The organism is Mycobacterium sp. WMMD1722 (assembly GCF_049315205.1).
GTDB lineage: Bacteria > Actinomycetota > Actinomycetes > Mycobacteriales > Mycobacteriaceae > Mycobacterium.
In genome coordinates this window covers 2,898,484-2,913,363 of the sequence record NZ_CP186056.1, presented here as the reverse complement: position 1 = coordinate 2,913,363, position 14,880 = coordinate 2,898,484, and the positions used below count along the sequence as shown (strand labels likewise).

Sequence of the window (14,880 nt, the reverse complement as noted above, 5' to 3'; positions counted from 1 at the left end):
GCGTATGGCAGAGCTGCCCACCCCCCGCTTCCTCGATGACCGGTTGACGCACTGGGCCCAGGTGAACCCCGACGGCGAGGCGTTCGTCTACCTGGATCGGTCCTGGACGTGGGGTCAATGGGAGCAGCGGGTCCGTCGCCTGGCCGGGGCCCTGTCCGAGTGCGGGGTCCGGCGCGGCGATGTGGTGGCTTTCCTCGACAAGAACCACCCGGCGTGTGTCGAACTCACCCTCGCCGCGGCCTCACTCGGAGCGGCCAACGCGATCATCAACTTCCGGCTCGCCGGTGACGAGCTGGACTATGTGCTGGGGGACAGTGGCGCCAAGGTCGTCATCGTGGGCCGTGAGCTACGGGGCTCGATCGACCGCATCCGCGACCGCCTCCAGCATGTCGAGCGGGTCGTCGAGGTGAGCCCCGAGGGGGGTGCGGACGACGAATACGAGGCGCTGCTGGACGGCGCGGACCCGGTCGGCCGGTCTCCGGACGTCCGCGAGGACGATGTCTGCATCCTGATGTATTCGTCGGGAACCACCGGGCGGCCCAAGGGGGTGGAGCTCACGCAGGCCAACCTCATCGCCCACACCGTCAACGCGCACGACGGCTGGGCCTTCGACGACGGCGACAAGAACATGGTGTCCATGCCGCTGTTCCATGTCGGCGGATCGTCCTACGTACAGTTCGGAATCCACGACGGTGTGCCCAGCGTGATGACCCGCGAGGTGGATGGCGCCGCGTTGGCCGGCGCGATTCTGCAGGGGGCCAACCGGACTTTCCTGGTCCCCGCGGTGCTGGCCAAGGTGCTCGAGAGCGGTCCGGAGGCGGTGAAGCTCTTCGGGGCGTTGAAGACGTTCTGCTACGGCGCTTCCCCGATGCCGCTGCCGCTGCTGCGCCAGGCCCTCCACGCGTGGCCGGACACCGATTTCATCCAGGTCTACGGGCTCACCGAGGTCTGCGGCGTGATCAGCCATCTGATGCCCGAGGCGCACCGCGACACCGCCCATCCCGAGCGGCTCGTCAGCGCCGGACAGTTGATCCCGAACGCCGAATTGCGCGTCGTCGACCCCGACAGCCTCACCGACGTCGCCGACGGTGAACAAGGTGAGTTGTGGTTCCGCACACCACAGTTGATGAAGGGATATCACAACAAACCCGAGGCGACCGCGGAGTCGATCACCCCGGACGGGTGGTTCCGCACCGGGGACGTCGGGCGCCTCGATGCGGACGGCTATCTCTTCGTCGAGGACCGCCTCAAAGACATGATCATCTCCGGCGGTGAGAACGTGTACTCGATCGAAGTCGAGCGGGTGCTGGCCGAACACGACTTGGTGGTCGAGGTGGCTGTCATCGGGATTCCGGACCAGAAGTGGGGTGAATCGGTCAAAGCGATTGTCGCCGTGGAAGCTTCGGTGTCCGAAGAGGAGCTGATCGCCTGGTGCCGCGAGCGGCTGGCGAGGTACAAGTGCCCGCGCTCGGTCGACATCGTCGATGCGTTGCCCCGCAACCCCACGGGCAAGATCCTCAAAAAGGATCTGCGCGCGCCGTTCTGGGAGGGTCGCGATCGCGCCACAGTGTGAACCGCCCAGCCTCGACGACGTGCTCGACCGTCTGCACGTCGTGTCCTTGCCGATGCGGGTCCGTTTCCGCGGCATCACCGTTCGTGAGGTGGCGCTGATCGACGGCCCCGCGGGGTGGGGGGAGTTCGGCGCCTTCCCGGAATACCAGCCGCCCGAGGCGTCCTCCTGGTTGGCCGCTGCGCTGGAGGCCGCGTACGGCGGCACCCCCGCGCTGCGACGCGAGCGCATACCGATCAACGCCACGGTGCCCGCGGTCGAGGCGGGTCGGGTCCCCGAGGTCCTCAGCCGCTTCCCCGGGACCGGTACGGCCAAGGTCAAAGTGGCCGAGCCGGGTCAGACCCTCGCCGACGATGTCGCACGGGTGAACGCGGTACGAGCCTCGGTGCCCGTCGTGCGGGTCGACGCCAACGGCGGATGGAGCGTCGAGGAGGCGACCGCCGCGGCAGCCGCCCTGACCGCGGACGGCCCGCTGGAGTACCTGGAGCAGCCCTGCGCCACCGTCGCCGAACTGGCCGCCCTGCGGACGCGGATCGACGTCCCGATCGCCGCGGACGAGAGCATTCGCAAGGCGGATGACCCGCTGCGGGTGGTGCGGGAACGGGCCGCTGATGTGGCGGTCGTGAAGGTGGCGCCGCTCGGCGGCATCGAGCGTCTGCTGGCCATCGCCGACCAGATCGACATCCCCGTCGTCGTCTCCAGCGCGTTGGATTCGGCGGTGGGAATCTCGCGCGGACTGCTGGCCGCGGCGGCTCTGCCTGCGCTGCGGCACGCGTGCGGGTTGGGCACCGGCGGCCTGTTCGTCGAGGACGTGGCCGAAGCCGTGGTGCCGATCGACGGTCATCTTGCCGCCCGGCCGGTGGACCCGGACCCCGACCGGCTCGCGACGCTGGCCGCGTCGGCGCAACGCCGCCAGTGGTGGGTCGAGCGCATTGCTTCGTGTCTCCCGTTGATCTGAGCCCTGTGAAATCTCTCGGCATGCGCTAGCATTTCGCCTCGAGTGCGGCAGTGGTGGCCGGACAGCGGGTCCTGTACCCGGGTCGGGTGTCGTCTCCCTGGTTTCGACGAAGGGGGATAGTTTGTGACCGTGCCACTGTGGGTCCGCCGCGAATGGCGGCGCGCCCGGCGCACCTTCCGGCTGTACGCCGTGTCCTGATCTGTAGCGGCGTTGAGTGCGCCGTCAAGATTCTCCCAAGAATCCCCGAAGAGTCGATCGGTTAACTGCACCAGCGTGGTTCGGCGTGAACCACCCACCGGCCGCGGGCCGATCGATGCTGACTTGCGTGTTGGTGTCGTCGGTGCGCCTCGAACGCGGGCCTGTGGCGCGTTGGTCCACCACCCATGCGCGCCACAGGTCCGCTCGGCCGAAGGTGTTGTGCCGGAGAGACTTCGACTGTGGACGAAAGGTCCCGATCAGCATGCGAATCGGTCGGTTGCGAGTCACTTCGGTGTCATTGGTGGTCGCGCTCCTGGCGGTCGGCTGCGCGAAACACGCTGAAGTAGTTGACGATCTACCGTCGGCAACTGCGGAAGGTCTGATGTCCTGCGTACGCGCGACCCTGACACGTTCCGACTTCATCGGGCGGTGGTCCGAAAGCGCTTCCGCGCCAGCTTTGTACGTGCTCGACGCCGTCGGATCACTCACGCGCACAGATGATGCCGGCCGTGTCCACGTCGGTCGGTGGCAATTCGTCGACTGGTCAGCGGCGCCTGTGCTCGATCTCGATGTGCGGGTGGCCGAAGCACCGTGCGTGTTGTGGATCGACTTTGAGGACAAACGCTATTCGCCTTCACCCGAAGTTTTTGTGCCACTTCTCGTCGGAGCGCAGTACGCGGATTTGGTGCCGGTAACCGGCAACGAGGTGCTCAGATGGCACCGCATGCCTGCTGAGCGGTGAGCCAGAATTGTTGCAATGTAAAAGGGTAGCGGGCGGTGAATTCGAAATATATTGTTCGGCAACGTATTCGCGGATACGGTTTGCCGCTGTGAAGACAACACCTCGGGTGGGGCGCATCCGCGGGCTCACCGAGAAGCGAGCCGCATTGGGTCTGGTCGCCGCGTTGATCGCCATTCCGGTCGGACCCCACGTCGTCAGCGCACTGCTGCCGCCGGCGCAGTGGGAGACGGTCCAGGGCGGTGAGCCGCAGGACCGGGTCGAGATCTACACCGCCGACGATTCCGGGATCGTGGTGGAGGCACCCGACGGCTGGGTGGCCGAAGACCATGGCGACTCCGTCTCACTGCGCAACGGTGCGGCGCGGGCGTCGGTCCGGGTCTTCGATCTCGACGGTCGCGACCCGCGCGACATGCAGCGGCGCGTCACCCGGATGGATCGCGTGGGCGCCGGAATCCACGAGGCGCTCGACGGTGGTCGCCTCACCTCGGGTGACGGCGTCTTCGCGGGCGACAGCTGTGTGGCGATCACCGACGACGAGGTCGGCACCTGCGCATTCCTCAGCGATGGCGACCTGCTGGTCGCGGTCATCTCGTTGGGGTCCCCCGATGGCCGCGACGAAATCGTCGCCCAGTTGAGCAGGAGCGAGCAATGAGTGTGGTGGTCGAAAGTGAGCCCGGATCGGGGCTTCGCCGTCCGATCGTCTATCGGCCCGAGTCGGCGGTGTTCTGGGTCTACCTGTCCGCTCTGGCGGTCGGGATCTGCGGTGCGCTGAGCGCATTCGGCGGCGCCATCGCCGAGACGATCGACGGCCAGATCGAGCAGGCGCCGCTGTGGTTTGCGCTGGCGGTCTTCATGGTGTGGGTGATCTACAAATTCGACCCGTACCGCAGTGTTCGGCGCTATCCACAGGTCCTGCTGGCGGGCGCATCACTGGGCGGGACCACGGCGCTGTTCATCTCGTTTCACGCCAGTGCGGGCCTGGACAAACTGTTCGAGCGGTTCGTCTCACCCGAGACGATGGCCGTGTGGGGTTCGGCCTTGCACGCCCCGTTGAGCGAGGAGGCGTCGAAGGCGGCGTGCGCCGCGGTGGTCCTGGTGCTCGGCGCGTCGGTGTTCACCAGGATCTCGCATGCACTCATGCTGGGGATGTTCGTCGGGCTCGGATTCGACCTGGTCGAGGATCTCGCGTATGCGGCGCAGGCCGGCATCGAAAGTCTGGATTCCGACGGTTTGGGCATCGGCAAGTCGATCATCCTGCGCGGCGTCACCGCGGTGCCTGCCCATTGGTCCTACACCGCGCTGTCGGCCGTCGGCGTGCTGCTTCTGCTGCCCTCATTCGCGGGCCGGGACACCTGGGGGCGCGCCAAGCGCATCGCCGTGGCTCTGGGGCTCTTCGCCACGGCGGTGCTGATGCACTTCATCTGGGACACGCCGTTCATGAGCCCGGTCATCATGCTGGGCAAGTTGGTGATCGATCTGGCCATCTTCTTGACCGTCGCGGCGCTGCTGATCGGCGATGAACGCCGGTGGGTACGCGAGCGGATCGCGGCCGGACGAAGCGAGCCACCGCTGAGCGACGTCGATGGCGCCGTGCTGGATTCGCTGGTCGATCGGCGTAGCCGGCGGCAGTTCCGCCGGGCGGCCCGGCGCGAAGGCGGTCGGGCCGGCAAGAAGGCGGCGATTCGGCGGCAGCGCGCAGCCCTGGACCTGATCCAGTCGTGCGGAGAACGGTGACCACGATCATCGTGTGCCCGCCTAGGATCGCCGGGTGGGCATACCCGAGGTGGATCCGACGGCCGGCTCGAAGATGTTGAAGGTCGGGGCGCGGCTGCTCAAGCCGCGGCCGGTGCGCTATGTCGTCCGGCACGTGGTCCCGCGCATCGATCCGCCGCTGCTGCGGCTGACCAACGGGCGGGTGTCGACCGCGATGGTCACCCCCGAATTACTGCTCACCTCGATCGGCGCCCGGTCGGGCAAGCAACGCGTGACCCCGCTGACGTACTTCACCGACGGCGGCCGGGTGATCGTGGTGGCTTCCAACTACGGGGGCAGACGCCACCCGGCGTGGTACCACAACGTCAAACGCAATCCGCAGGTCACCCTGGCCGCCGGTGGCTACCAGGGGACCTTCGTCGGCGAGGAGATCACCGGCGCCGAACGTGACCGGCTGTGGCGGATCGCCAAGGACTGGATCCCCAGTTACGGCGACTACGAGACGCTCACCCAGGGGCGCACCATCCCGATCCTCGCGTTCACCGAAATCGCCCTCCAGTAGCGTCGGGAGGCGTGAATCTGGCTTTCGACGACCGCGGCAGCGGGGTGCCGGTCCTGTTCATCGCCGGCCGTGGCGGAGCCGGCCGCACCTGGCATCTGCACCAGGTCCCGGAATTCCTGCGCAACGGATACCGCTGCATCACCTTCGACAACCGCGGCGTGGGCGCCACCGAGAACGCCTCGCAGTTCGGCATCGAGCAGATGGTCGCCGACACCGCGGAGCTGATCGAACACCTCGGCGCCGCACCGGTGCGCATCGTGGGCGTCTCGATGGGTTCGTTCATCGCCCAGGAACTCATGCTGGCACGCCCCGAGCTGGTCCGGTGTGCGGTGTTGATGGCCACCCGCGGACGCCACGACCGCGCGCGGACGTTCTTCGGCGAGGCCGAGCGGGAGATGGTCGCGTCGGGCATCGAACTGCCGGCTCGCTACGACGCGAAAATCCGTGTGCTGGAGAACTTCTCGCCCGCGACGATCAACGACGACCGGGCGATCGCAGACTGGATCGAGATGTTCACCATGTGGCCGACCAAACACACGCCCGGCCTGCTCGCCCAGGGGTCGGTGGGACCGAAGGAGAATCGGCTGCCGGCCTACCGCAGCATCCGAACCCCGGCCCTGGTGATCGGCTTCGCCGACGACGTCCTGCTGCCCGCCCACCTGGGCCGCGAGGTGGCCGACGCCCTGCCCAACGGCCGCTACGCCGAGATCGCCGACGCCGGCCATCTCGGCTTCATCGAGCGGCCGCAAGAGGTCAACGCCGCAGCGCTGAAATTCCTCGCCGATATCCTGTAGCGATGAACCCGTCCACGGCGCAGGCCCGGGTCGTCGTCGACGAACTCGTCCGCGGCGGCGTGCGTGACGTCGTGCTGTGTCCCGGATCGCGGAACGCCCCGCTCGCCTTCGCGCTCGCCGACGCCGACCGGGCCGGCAAGTTGCGGCTGCACGTGCGCATCGACGAACGCACCGCAGGATTTCTGGCCATCGGCCTGGCGGTGGCCGAGCGCGCGCCGGTCTGCGTGGCGATGACGTCCGGAACCGCCGTGGCCAACCTCGGCCCCGCGGTGGTGGAAGCCAACTACGCGCGCGTCCCGCTGATCGTGCTGAGCGCCAACCGGCCCTACGAGCTGCTCGGCACCGGGGCCAATCAGACCTTCGAGCAGCTGGGCTACTTCGGCACCCAGGTCCGCGCGAACATCAGCCTGGGGCTGGCGGCCGACACCGCCGACCTCGAATCGCTCAACGCGCAGTGGCGTTCGGCGACGTGCCGAGTCCTGGTGGCGGCCACCGGTTCTCGCAGTGCCAACGCCGGACCCGTGCAATTCGACATTCCCCTGCGCGAACCGCTGATCCCGGCGCCGGACGACGACGGGGCGGTTCCGTCCGGCCGGCCCGACGGCAGGCCGTGGACCTACACCCCGCCGGTCAGTTTCGACCAGCCGCTCGAGATCGACCTGACCCCCGACACCGTCGTCATCGCCGGTCACGGCGCCGGCGTGCATCCCGAGCTCGCCGCCCTGCCGACGGTCGCCGAACCCACCGCGCCACCGGCGATCAACCCCCTGCATCCGCTGGCGCTGCCGCTGCTCAAGCCGCGCCAGGTGATCATGCTGGGCCGCCCGACGCTGCACCGGCCGGTTTCGGCGCTGCTGGCCGATCCCTCGGTGCCGGTGTTCGCGCTGACCACCGGACCCCGGTGGCCTGACGTCAGCGGCAACTCCCAGGCCACCGGCACCCGGGCCGTCACCTCAGGTGACCCGGATCCGGCCTGGCTGGACCGCTGCGGACAGGCTCATCGGCACGCCGTCGACGCCGTGCGCGGCCAGCTCGCGGCACATCCGCTCACCACCGGCCTGCACGTCGCCGCCGCCGTGGCCGATGCGATGCGCCCCGGCGACCAACTGGTCCTGGGCGCCAGCAACCCCGTCCGCGACGTCGCGCTCGTCGGGTTCACCCCGACCGGGGTGCGGGTGCGCTCCAATCGAGGCGTGGCCGGTATCGACGGCACGGTGTCGACGGCGATCGGCGCCGCGCTGGCCCACGACCGCACCGGCGGCCGGACCGTCGCCCTGCTCGGCGACCTGACTTTCGTGCACGACAGCTCGGGGCTGCTCATCGGGCCGACCGAGCCGCTGCCGCGCAACCTCACGATCGTGGTGTCCAACGACAACGGCGGCGGGATCTTCGAGCTGCTCGAGCAGGGTGATCCCCGGTTCGGCGATGTGGCGTCTCGGGTGTTCGGGACCCCACACGACGTGGATGTCGGGGCGCTCTGCCGCGCGTATCACGTCGACAACCGGCAGATCGAGGTCGGCCAGCTGGCCGGTGCGCTCGACGAGCCGACCGAGGGGCTGCGGGTGCTGGAGGTGAAGGCCGACCGTTCGTCACTGCGCGCGCTGCACGCGGCGATCAGGGCGGGTCTGTGAACCCAGCCGCGGCGCGGACCCGATTGGCCGGCGCCGTGCGCGGGCTGATCCCGCATCTGTCCCGGGAGCCCGACGAGACCCGCACCCAACGGGTCATCCGACGGATCCGCATCGGCGTGGTGATCGTCGCCTTGCTGGTGACGCTGCAGGCACTGCTGCTGGTGCTCGGCGCCTGGCGTGACGATCGGCAGATCGAACGCAACATGGGCGTCGCCGAAGCCACCGTGCTCAGCGCCGGGCCGCGCCGGTCGACGATCGAGTTCGTCACCCCGGACCGCGTCACCTACCGACCCGAGCTGGGCGTGCTCTATCCCTCCGAACTCGAGACGGGCATGCAGATCTACGTCGAATACGACCGCAACGACCCGGATCTGGTGCGCGTGCGGGATCGTAACGCGTCGCTGGCGATCATCCCGGCCGGATCGATCGCGGTACTCGGTTGGCTCGTGGCGGGCGTCGCCCTCGGCGGTCTGGGATATCTGCAGAAGCGACTCGAACGCGAGGATCAGCCCGCGGCCTAGCGTTTGGCTCTCTCGGTGCGGGGTATCGCCGAGCCCGACGGAGGGAGCCGGAATGGGATATCTCGACACGGCCAAGGACCGGGCGGTCAGCGTGGCCGGCTCGCTGGTCAACAAGATCACCGGTGACGAAGCGCCCGAGGCCGGCAACGGCCAGTGGGTGACGGTGGCATGCACCGTCGTCGAGGCCGAGGAGCTGTGGCGTGACGCGCACCGGATGTCGATCGTGCTCGGCGAGCTCGGCGACGTCCAGTACCGCGACCCGGACGTCTACCGGTGGACGCTGCACGCCGGGCCACTGTCGACGACGTGGGAATCCCGGGTGCACGGGGAGCGCGACGGGCTGCGGTTCGTCGGCACCGACGGCAACGAGATCGTCGTCACCATCCGGGTCGCCCCCCACCACCTGGGCACCGAACTGGGGTTGAAGACGAAAACACCTGCGCCCGATCTTCTTTCCGGAGCCCTGGCGTTCAAGGTGCTCTACCGGTGCCGCGCCCTGCTGCAGACCGGTGAGGTGCCGACCATCCGATCGAACCCGAGCGCGCGCCCGTCCGCGCGGTAACCGAGAGGCCCCTGATGCGCGCACTGTGCTGGAACGGCGTCAACGATCTGTCCGTCGAGACGGTCGACGACCCCGAGCTGCTCAATCCCCACGATGTGATCCTGCGGGTCACCCTCACCACGACCTGCGGATCCGATCTGCACTTCATCGACGGCTATCTGCCGGGTATGCGCGAAGGCGACGTCTTCGGCCACGAATTCATGGGTGAGATCGTCGAAACCGGCCCCGAGGTGCGTGACGTCAAGGTCGGCGACCGCGTCGTCGTGCCGTCGTTCATCGCCTGCAACAAGTGTTGGTACTGCGACCACGAGCTGTACTCGTGTTGCGACACCACCAACCCCAACGCCGAGCTGCAGCAGCCGCTGCTCGGCTACCCGTCGGGCGGCATCTACGGCTACACCCATCCGTTCGGCGGATACGCCGGTTCGCACGCCCAGTACGTCCGGGTGCCGTTCGGTGACGCCAACTGCTTCCGGGTTCCCGCCGACGTCACCGACGAGCAGGCGCTGTTCCTGTCCGATGCCGTCCCGACCGGCTTCATGGGTGCGGACTTCTGCGACATCAGCGGTGGCGACACCGTCGCGGTCTGGGGTGCCGGCGGAGTGGGTCTGATGGCCGCGAAGAGCGCGCAGCTGCTGGGCGCCGATCGGGCGATCGTCATCGACCGCATCCCGGAGCGCCTTGCCCTCGCCCGCGACCTCGGCCTGGAGACCATCGACTACGGCGCCGCGGACAGCGTGCAGGAGACGTTGCGGGAGATGACCGGCGGCCGCGGGCCCGACGCCTGCATCGACGCGGTCGGCATGGAAGGTCACAGCACCGGCGTACAGCAACTCTACGACCGGGCCAAACAGTTGCTGCGGATGGAGACCGACCGCGCCAGCGCGCTGCGCCAGGCTGTCCTGGCCTGCCGTAAAGGCGGTGTCGTCTCGGTGCTGGGCGTCTACGGCCTGACCGACAAATTCCCGATGGGCGTGGTCACCAACAAGGGCCTGACGCTCAAATCGGCCCAGCAGCACGGTCAGCGGTACATGGCGCGGCTGTTCGACTACGTCGAGCAGGGCGATCTGGATCCGGCCAGGCTGATCACCCACGACCTGCCGCTCGAAGACGGTGTGCGCGCCTACGACCTGTTCAAGAACAAAGAGGACAACTGCATCCGGGTCGCCCTGCGCCCTTAAACGGTCGAGATCAGACGCGACAGCCAGCGGTCGTCGGTGGTATCGAGCACCTCGTCGTTGAGCAGGTCATAGACCGTCGGCGTGCCGATCTCGGTGGCACTGAGCCCGCTGAGGAACTCGATATTCAGATCGCTCATCTGCTGGGTGTCGACCGCGGCGTCGCCGGCCCGGATGGCCTCGACCCCTGCGGCGGGAATACCACTGCGACGGGCCATCTCGGCGAGTTCGGCGTCGCCGGGTCCGTCGCCGCCGGGCTGCTGATGGGCCCATAGCTCTTCGACGTAGCGCTGGAACGAGGTTGCGCGCGGCGCTGTCCGGGCGGCGGCGAACATGGCGTTGCTCACCCGGGCGGAGTGCTCGCCCGTCTGGTCCAGGAATGTCACCGGCCGGTAGGTGACGCCCAGCTGGCCCAGGCTGATGTAGCCGGCCAGTTCACGGCCGTAGTCGGCCTGCAGGGCGGCGCAGTGCGGACACTGCGGTTCGGTGAAGATCTCGATCTGCGCCGGTGCATCCGGATCGCCGACGAGGATGCCGTACCCGTCGTCGGTGACCGACGTCCCGGGCTGGTTCGGGTCCAGCCGCGCGGTGCCGGTGACCTGGTGGGTACACCCCGCTGTCAGCATGATCGCCATCGCGGCGACGAACACCAGCCACATGCGCACGCCACGACGGTACCGCGCGGCGACCCAGCCGAATCCCGCTCTTCGTGTCCCGTATGCCGTCACGAAACCTCGGGGACAGGCAGCGCTGCGACTCTGACGGTCGTGCGCGTTGCAATCGTCGCTGAGTCCTTCCTCCCGAACGTCAACGGCGTCACCAACTCGGTGCTCCGGGTGATCGAGCATCTGCGATCCGGCGGCCACGAGGTCCTGGTGATCGCACCGGACACCCCCCGCGGCCACGCCCCGGCCGATCGGGTGCACGACGGGGTCCGGGTGCACCGGGTGCCGTCCCGGATGTTCCCCAAGGTCACGTCACTGCCCCTGGGCATTCCGCGGCCCCGGCTGGTCACCGTGCTGCGGGGTTTCGACCCGGACGTCGTCCACCTGGCCTCACCCGCGCTGCTCGGCTGGGGCGGTGTGCACGCGGCGCGACACCTCGGGGTGCCGACGGTCGCCGTGTTCCAGACCGACGTCGCCGGGTTCGCGCAGAGCTACGGCGTCGGCGCGTTGTCGCGGGCATCGTGGGCATGGACCCGCCGGCTGCACAGCAAGGCCGATCGCACCCTGGCGCCGTCGACGTCGGCCATCGAGAACCTGGAAGCGCACGGTGTACCGCGGGTGTACCGGTGGGCGCGGGGCGTGGACATCACCGGGTTCGCGCCGTCGGCCCGCGACGAGCGATTGCGGCGGCGGTGGTCACCGGATGCCCGCCCGATCGTGGGTTTCGTCGGCCGGCTCGCGCCGGAGAAGCACGTCGAACGGCTGGCGGCCCTGAGCGCGCGCGACGATCTGCAGGTGGTCGTGGTGGGCGACGGTGTGGACCGCCCGAAGCTGGAATCGCTCATGCCCACCGCGGTGTTCACCGGCGCCCTCTACGGTCCGGAATTGGCGAGGGCGTACGCCAGCTTCGACGTGTTCGTCCACCCGGGTGAACACGAGACGTTCTGCCAGACGGTCCAGGAGGCGATGGCGTCCGGGGTGCCGGTGATCGCGCCGAATGCCGGGGGACCGAGGGATCTCGTGGCGCCCTACCGGACCGGGCTGCTGCTCGGGGTCGACGAATTCGAGGCCAGGCTGTCCGAGGCGGTCGGCCATCTGATCGGTGAGCGGCCGCGCTATTCCGTCGCAGCGCGCCGCAGTGTGCTGAGCCGAACGTGGCCGGCCATCTGCGAGGAGTTGATCGGCCACTACGAGGCAGTCGCGGGACGGCGCAAGCTGCGTGCCGCCTGAGGGGTGCGCGTGTGCACGCATGAACGGCGGGGGACCGGGTAGTACGAATTCTGCGTGAGCGGCTCAGCGTGACCGTGCGATGCCGCGCGAACGGAGAGGTGGGTGACAACGTGGCGCGCAGCAACGAATTCCTCAAGAGCTATCCCGCCGTGATCATCGGTCTGGTGGCCCTGCTGGCGGGCGCTGCCGCGGGGGGTGTTTCTCTGACGCTGGCCGGCGAGGACGCCGACCGATGGGCCGTCGTGCTCACGGTGGTGGCCGTCGCCGGTATCGGTGGCGGCCTCGCTCTGCTGGTGGTGGTCTTCCATCGCCCCGGCGGCCTGCTCCGAGCCCGCACCACCGACCAGGAGCGGCGCACCTACCGCGACGACTACCGCGCGGGACGACCCGAAACGGACGCCGACAAGTCGCGTTCCCGCCGCGTCTGACGGTCCGCGAACAATGCTATGACCCGGTCGGCTCCGCATCCGGTCGGGTCGCCTTCTCGGCGGCCTGGCCGCCATCTTCGCGGGTGAGTTGCGGGATCAACCCGCCGGCGAGCACGTACTGCGCCTGCCGAGGCGAAAGCCGGTGCCGCACCTCGAACGTCGAATCCTTGGTGACGTTTCGCACGGAGAAGTTATCGGTGCCGTTGACGGCTTCGTGCAACTCGCTCAATGCCAGCGTGTCGTCCTGGTCGATCCCGTCGAAGTCGTCCCCGTCGACGAACTCCAGTGCCAACACACCGAAGTTCGCGAGGTTCTGCCAGTGGATCCGGGCGAACGACTTCGCGATCACCACCCGCAGACCGAGATGCCGCAACGCGATCGCGGCGTGCTCGCGCGACGAACCCTGACCGTAGTTCTCACCGCCGACGACGATATGGCCGGTCTCGCGCGCCTGCTCGGCCCGCTCGGGGTAGGACTCGTCGACCTGGGTGAAACTGAACTGCGCGAGTTTGGGGATGTTCGAGCGGTACGGCAGCGCCCGGGCGCCGGCCGGCGAGATCTCGTCGGTGGAGATGTTGTCGCCGACTTTGAGCAGCACCGGCGCCTCGAACTCGTCGCGCAACGGCTCGGGATCGGGCAGGCGCGAGATGTTCGGCCCCTTCACCGGGGTGATCTTCTCGGCCTCGTCGGGCTCGAGCGGGGGGACGAGCATCGCGGTGTTGACGGAGTGGTGCTCGGGCAGGTTCAGCTCCGGGTAGCTGACGTCGTATTCGCGCGCCCAGTCTCGCGGATCGGTGATGACGCCGGTCAACGCGGACGCGGCCGCGGTCTCGGGGGAGCACAACCAGACCTTGTCCTCCCTGGTCCCGGAGCGGCCGGGAAAGTTGCGGGGCATGGTGCGCAGCGAATTGTGTCCGGTGGCCGGCGCCTGCCCCATCCCGATACAGCCCATGCAGCCCGCCTGGTGGATGCGGGCGCCGCTGATCACCAGCGCCGTGGTCGCGCCCATCTCCGTCAGATCGGTCAGGATCTCGCGGGAGGTGGGATTGACGTCGAAGCTGACGTCCGGGGAGGTCTGTCGACCGTCGACCATCGCCGCGGCGATGGCGAAGTCGCGCAGTCCCGGATTGGCGCTCGAGCCGATCACCACCTGAGCGATCGGCTCGCCGGCGACCTCCCGGACCGGCACCACGTTTCCGGGCGACGACGGTTTGGCGATGAGCGGCTCGATCTGCGACAGGTCGATGGTGTCTTCGATGTCGTAGCTCGCGCCGTCATCGGCGACTAGCTCGACCCAGTCGTCCTCGCGGTCCTCGGCGCGCAGGAAGTCGCGTACCGCGTCGTCGCTGGGGAACACCGTGGTCGTGGCGCCGAGTTCGGCGCCCATGTTGGCGATGACGTGGCGGTCCATCGCGGTCAGGCTCGCCAAGCCCGGGCCGTAGTATTCGATGATCCGGTTCACCCCGCCTTTGACGTCGTGGCGCCGCAGCATCTCGAGAATCACGTCTTTGGCCGAGCACCATTGCGGCAGTTCGCCTTCCAGCCGGATTCCCCACACTTCGGGCATGCGCAGATGCAACGGCTTGCCGGTGATTGCGACGGCGACCTCCAGGCCGCCGACCCCGATCGCCAGCATGCCGAGCGACCCGGCGGCCGGTGTGTGCGAATCCGAGCCCACCATCGTCTTGCCGGGAACGCCGAATCGCTGCATGTGGGTGGGATGCGAGACGCCGTTACCGGGTTTGGAGAACCACAGACCGAAACGTTGTGCGGCGGTGCGCAGGAATTCGTGGTCCTCGGCGTTCTTCTCATCGGTCTGCAGCAGGTTGTGGTCGACGTACTGGACGCTCACCTCGGTGCGGGCGGTGTCGAGGTCGAGCGCTTCGAGCTCCTGCATGACCAGCGTTCCGGTGGCGTCCTGGGTCAACGTCTGGTCGATGTGAATGGCGATCTCCTGGCCGGGCGTCATCTCCCCGGACTCCAGATGCGATTCGATCAGCTTCTGAGTGACGTTCTGCGCCATCACATGACCCCCGGATTCTCTGTCTGTGCTCTGGCTTGCCCGATCAGCACGCCGTCAAACCGCTGTCAGATCACCGCGGGCCATCGCCGCCTCCGGTCAGTTGCG

Annotated in this window: 15 protein-coding genes; 13 read left to right on the top strand and 2 right to left on the bottom strand. The window is 68.4% G+C overall.

Features of this window, described 5'->3' with window-relative positions:
- Positions 1 to 4: 4 nt before the first annotated feature.
- The 11 genes from ACN27E_RS13905 to ACN27E_RS13855 all read left to right on the top strand — a co-directional run bounded on the left by ACN27E_RS13905 (position 5) and on the right by ACN27E_RS13855 (position 10,432).
- On the top strand, positions 5 to 1,573 hold the full coding sequence (locus ACN27E_RS13905) for a long-chain-fatty-acid--CoA ligase (protein ID WP_422742209.1): 1,569 nt from the start codon (positions 5 to 7) through the stop codon (positions 1,571 to 1,573).
- Entirely contained in the window at positions 1,557 to 2,528 is a 972-nt protein-coding gene (locus ACN27E_RS13900; RefSeq protein ID WP_422749861.1) for an o-succinylbenzoate synthase, read from the top strand. Before ACN27E_RS13905 ends, ACN27E_RS13900 begins: the two co-directional genes overlap by 17 nt.
- A 499-nt stretch (positions 2,529 to 3,027) precedes the next feature.
- Positions 3,028 to 3,468 carry a hypothetical protein gene (locus ACN27E_RS13895; RefSeq protein WP_422742208.1) on the top strand — a complete coding sequence of 147 codons (441 nt, stop codon included), beginning with the start codon at positions 3,028 to 3,030 and terminating at the stop codon, positions 3,466 to 3,468.
- Between the two features lie 88 nt (positions 3,469 to 3,556).
- A complete protein-coding gene (locus ACN27E_RS13890; protein WP_422742206.1) occupies positions 3,557 to 4,120 on the top strand; it encodes a hypothetical protein in 564 nt (187 codons plus the stop codon).
- A complete protein-coding gene (locus tag ACN27E_RS13885) occupies positions 4,117 to 5,202 on the top strand; it encodes a PrsW family intramembrane metalloprotease (RefSeq protein WP_422742205.1) in 1,086 nt (361 codons plus the stop codon). The genes ACN27E_RS13890 and ACN27E_RS13885 overlap by 4 nt, the downstream gene beginning before the upstream one ends.
- 34 nt (positions 5,203 to 5,236) lie before the next feature.
- A complete protein-coding gene (locus ACN27E_RS13880; protein WP_422742203.1) occupies positions 5,237 to 5,743 on the top strand; it encodes a nitroreductase/quinone reductase family protein in 507 nt (168 codons plus the stop codon).
- Between the two features lie 11 nt (positions 5,744 to 5,754).
- Positions 5,755 to 6,537, top strand: a complete 783-nt coding sequence (locus tag ACN27E_RS13875) for an alpha/beta fold hydrolase (RefSeq protein WP_422742201.1) — start codon at positions 5,755 to 5,757, stop codon at positions 6,535 to 6,537.
- A 2-nt stretch (positions 6,538 to 6,539) separates the two neighbouring features.
- Positions 6,540 to 8,168, top strand: a complete 1,629-nt coding sequence (gene menD / locus ACN27E_RS13870) for a 2-succinyl-5-enolpyruvyl-6-hydroxy-3-cyclohexene-1-carboxylic-acid synthase (RefSeq protein WP_422742199.1) — start codon at positions 6,540 to 6,542, stop codon at positions 8,166 to 8,168.
- Positions 8,165 to 8,689: a DUF3592 domain-containing protein gene (locus ACN27E_RS13865; RefSeq protein ID WP_422742197.1), complete on the top strand. Its 525-nt coding sequence runs from the start codon at positions 8,165 to 8,167 to the stop codon at positions 8,687 to 8,689. The genes menD and ACN27E_RS13865 overlap by 4 nt, the downstream gene beginning before the upstream one ends.
- Before the next feature lie 52 nt (positions 8,690 to 8,741).
- Complete coding sequence (locus ACN27E_RS13860) at positions 8,742 to 9,251, top strand: hypothetical protein (RefSeq protein ID WP_422742196.1); 510 nt, start codon at positions 8,742 to 8,744, stop codon at positions 9,249 to 9,251.
- Between the two features lie 14 nt (positions 9,252 to 9,265).
- Positions 9,266 to 10,432 carry a zinc-dependent alcohol dehydrogenase gene (locus ACN27E_RS13855; protein WP_422742193.1) on the top strand — a complete coding sequence of 389 codons (1,167 nt, stop codon included), beginning with the start codon at positions 9,266 to 9,268 and terminating at the stop codon, positions 10,430 to 10,432.
- Here ACN27E_RS13855 and ACN27E_RS13850 read toward each other — a convergent pair.
- Positions 10,429 to 11,094, bottom strand: coding sequence for a DsbA family protein (locus ACN27E_RS13850; protein ID WP_422742191.1), 666 nt, complete (start codon positions 11,092 to 11,094; stop codon positions 10,429 to 10,431). The two genes, ACN27E_RS13855 and ACN27E_RS13850, sit on opposite strands and share 4 nt — an antisense overlap.
- Before the next feature lie 102 nt (positions 11,095 to 11,196).
- On the opposite strand from ACN27E_RS13850, the gene ACN27E_RS13845 reads away from it, so the two are divergent.
- Positions 11,197 to 12,324, top strand: a complete 1,128-nt coding sequence (locus tag ACN27E_RS13845) for a glycosyltransferase family 4 protein (RefSeq protein ID WP_422742188.1) — start codon at positions 11,197 to 11,199, stop codon at positions 12,322 to 12,324.
- Between the two features lie 98 nt (positions 12,325 to 12,422).
- Positions 12,423 to 12,752 carry a hypothetical protein gene (locus ACN27E_RS13840; RefSeq protein WP_422742186.1) on the top strand — a complete coding sequence of 110 codons (330 nt, stop codon included), beginning with the start codon at positions 12,423 to 12,425 and terminating at the stop codon, positions 12,750 to 12,752.
- Positions 12,753 to 12,768: 16 nt separating this feature from the next.
- On the opposite strand, the gene ACN27E_RS13835 is transcribed toward ACN27E_RS13840, so the two are convergent.
- On the bottom strand, positions 12,769 to 14,775 hold the full coding sequence (locus ACN27E_RS13835) for an aconitate hydratase (RefSeq protein WP_422742184.1): 2,007 nt from the start codon (positions 14,773 to 14,775) through the stop codon (positions 12,769 to 12,771).
- Positions 14,776 to 14,880 lie beyond the last annotated feature (105 nt).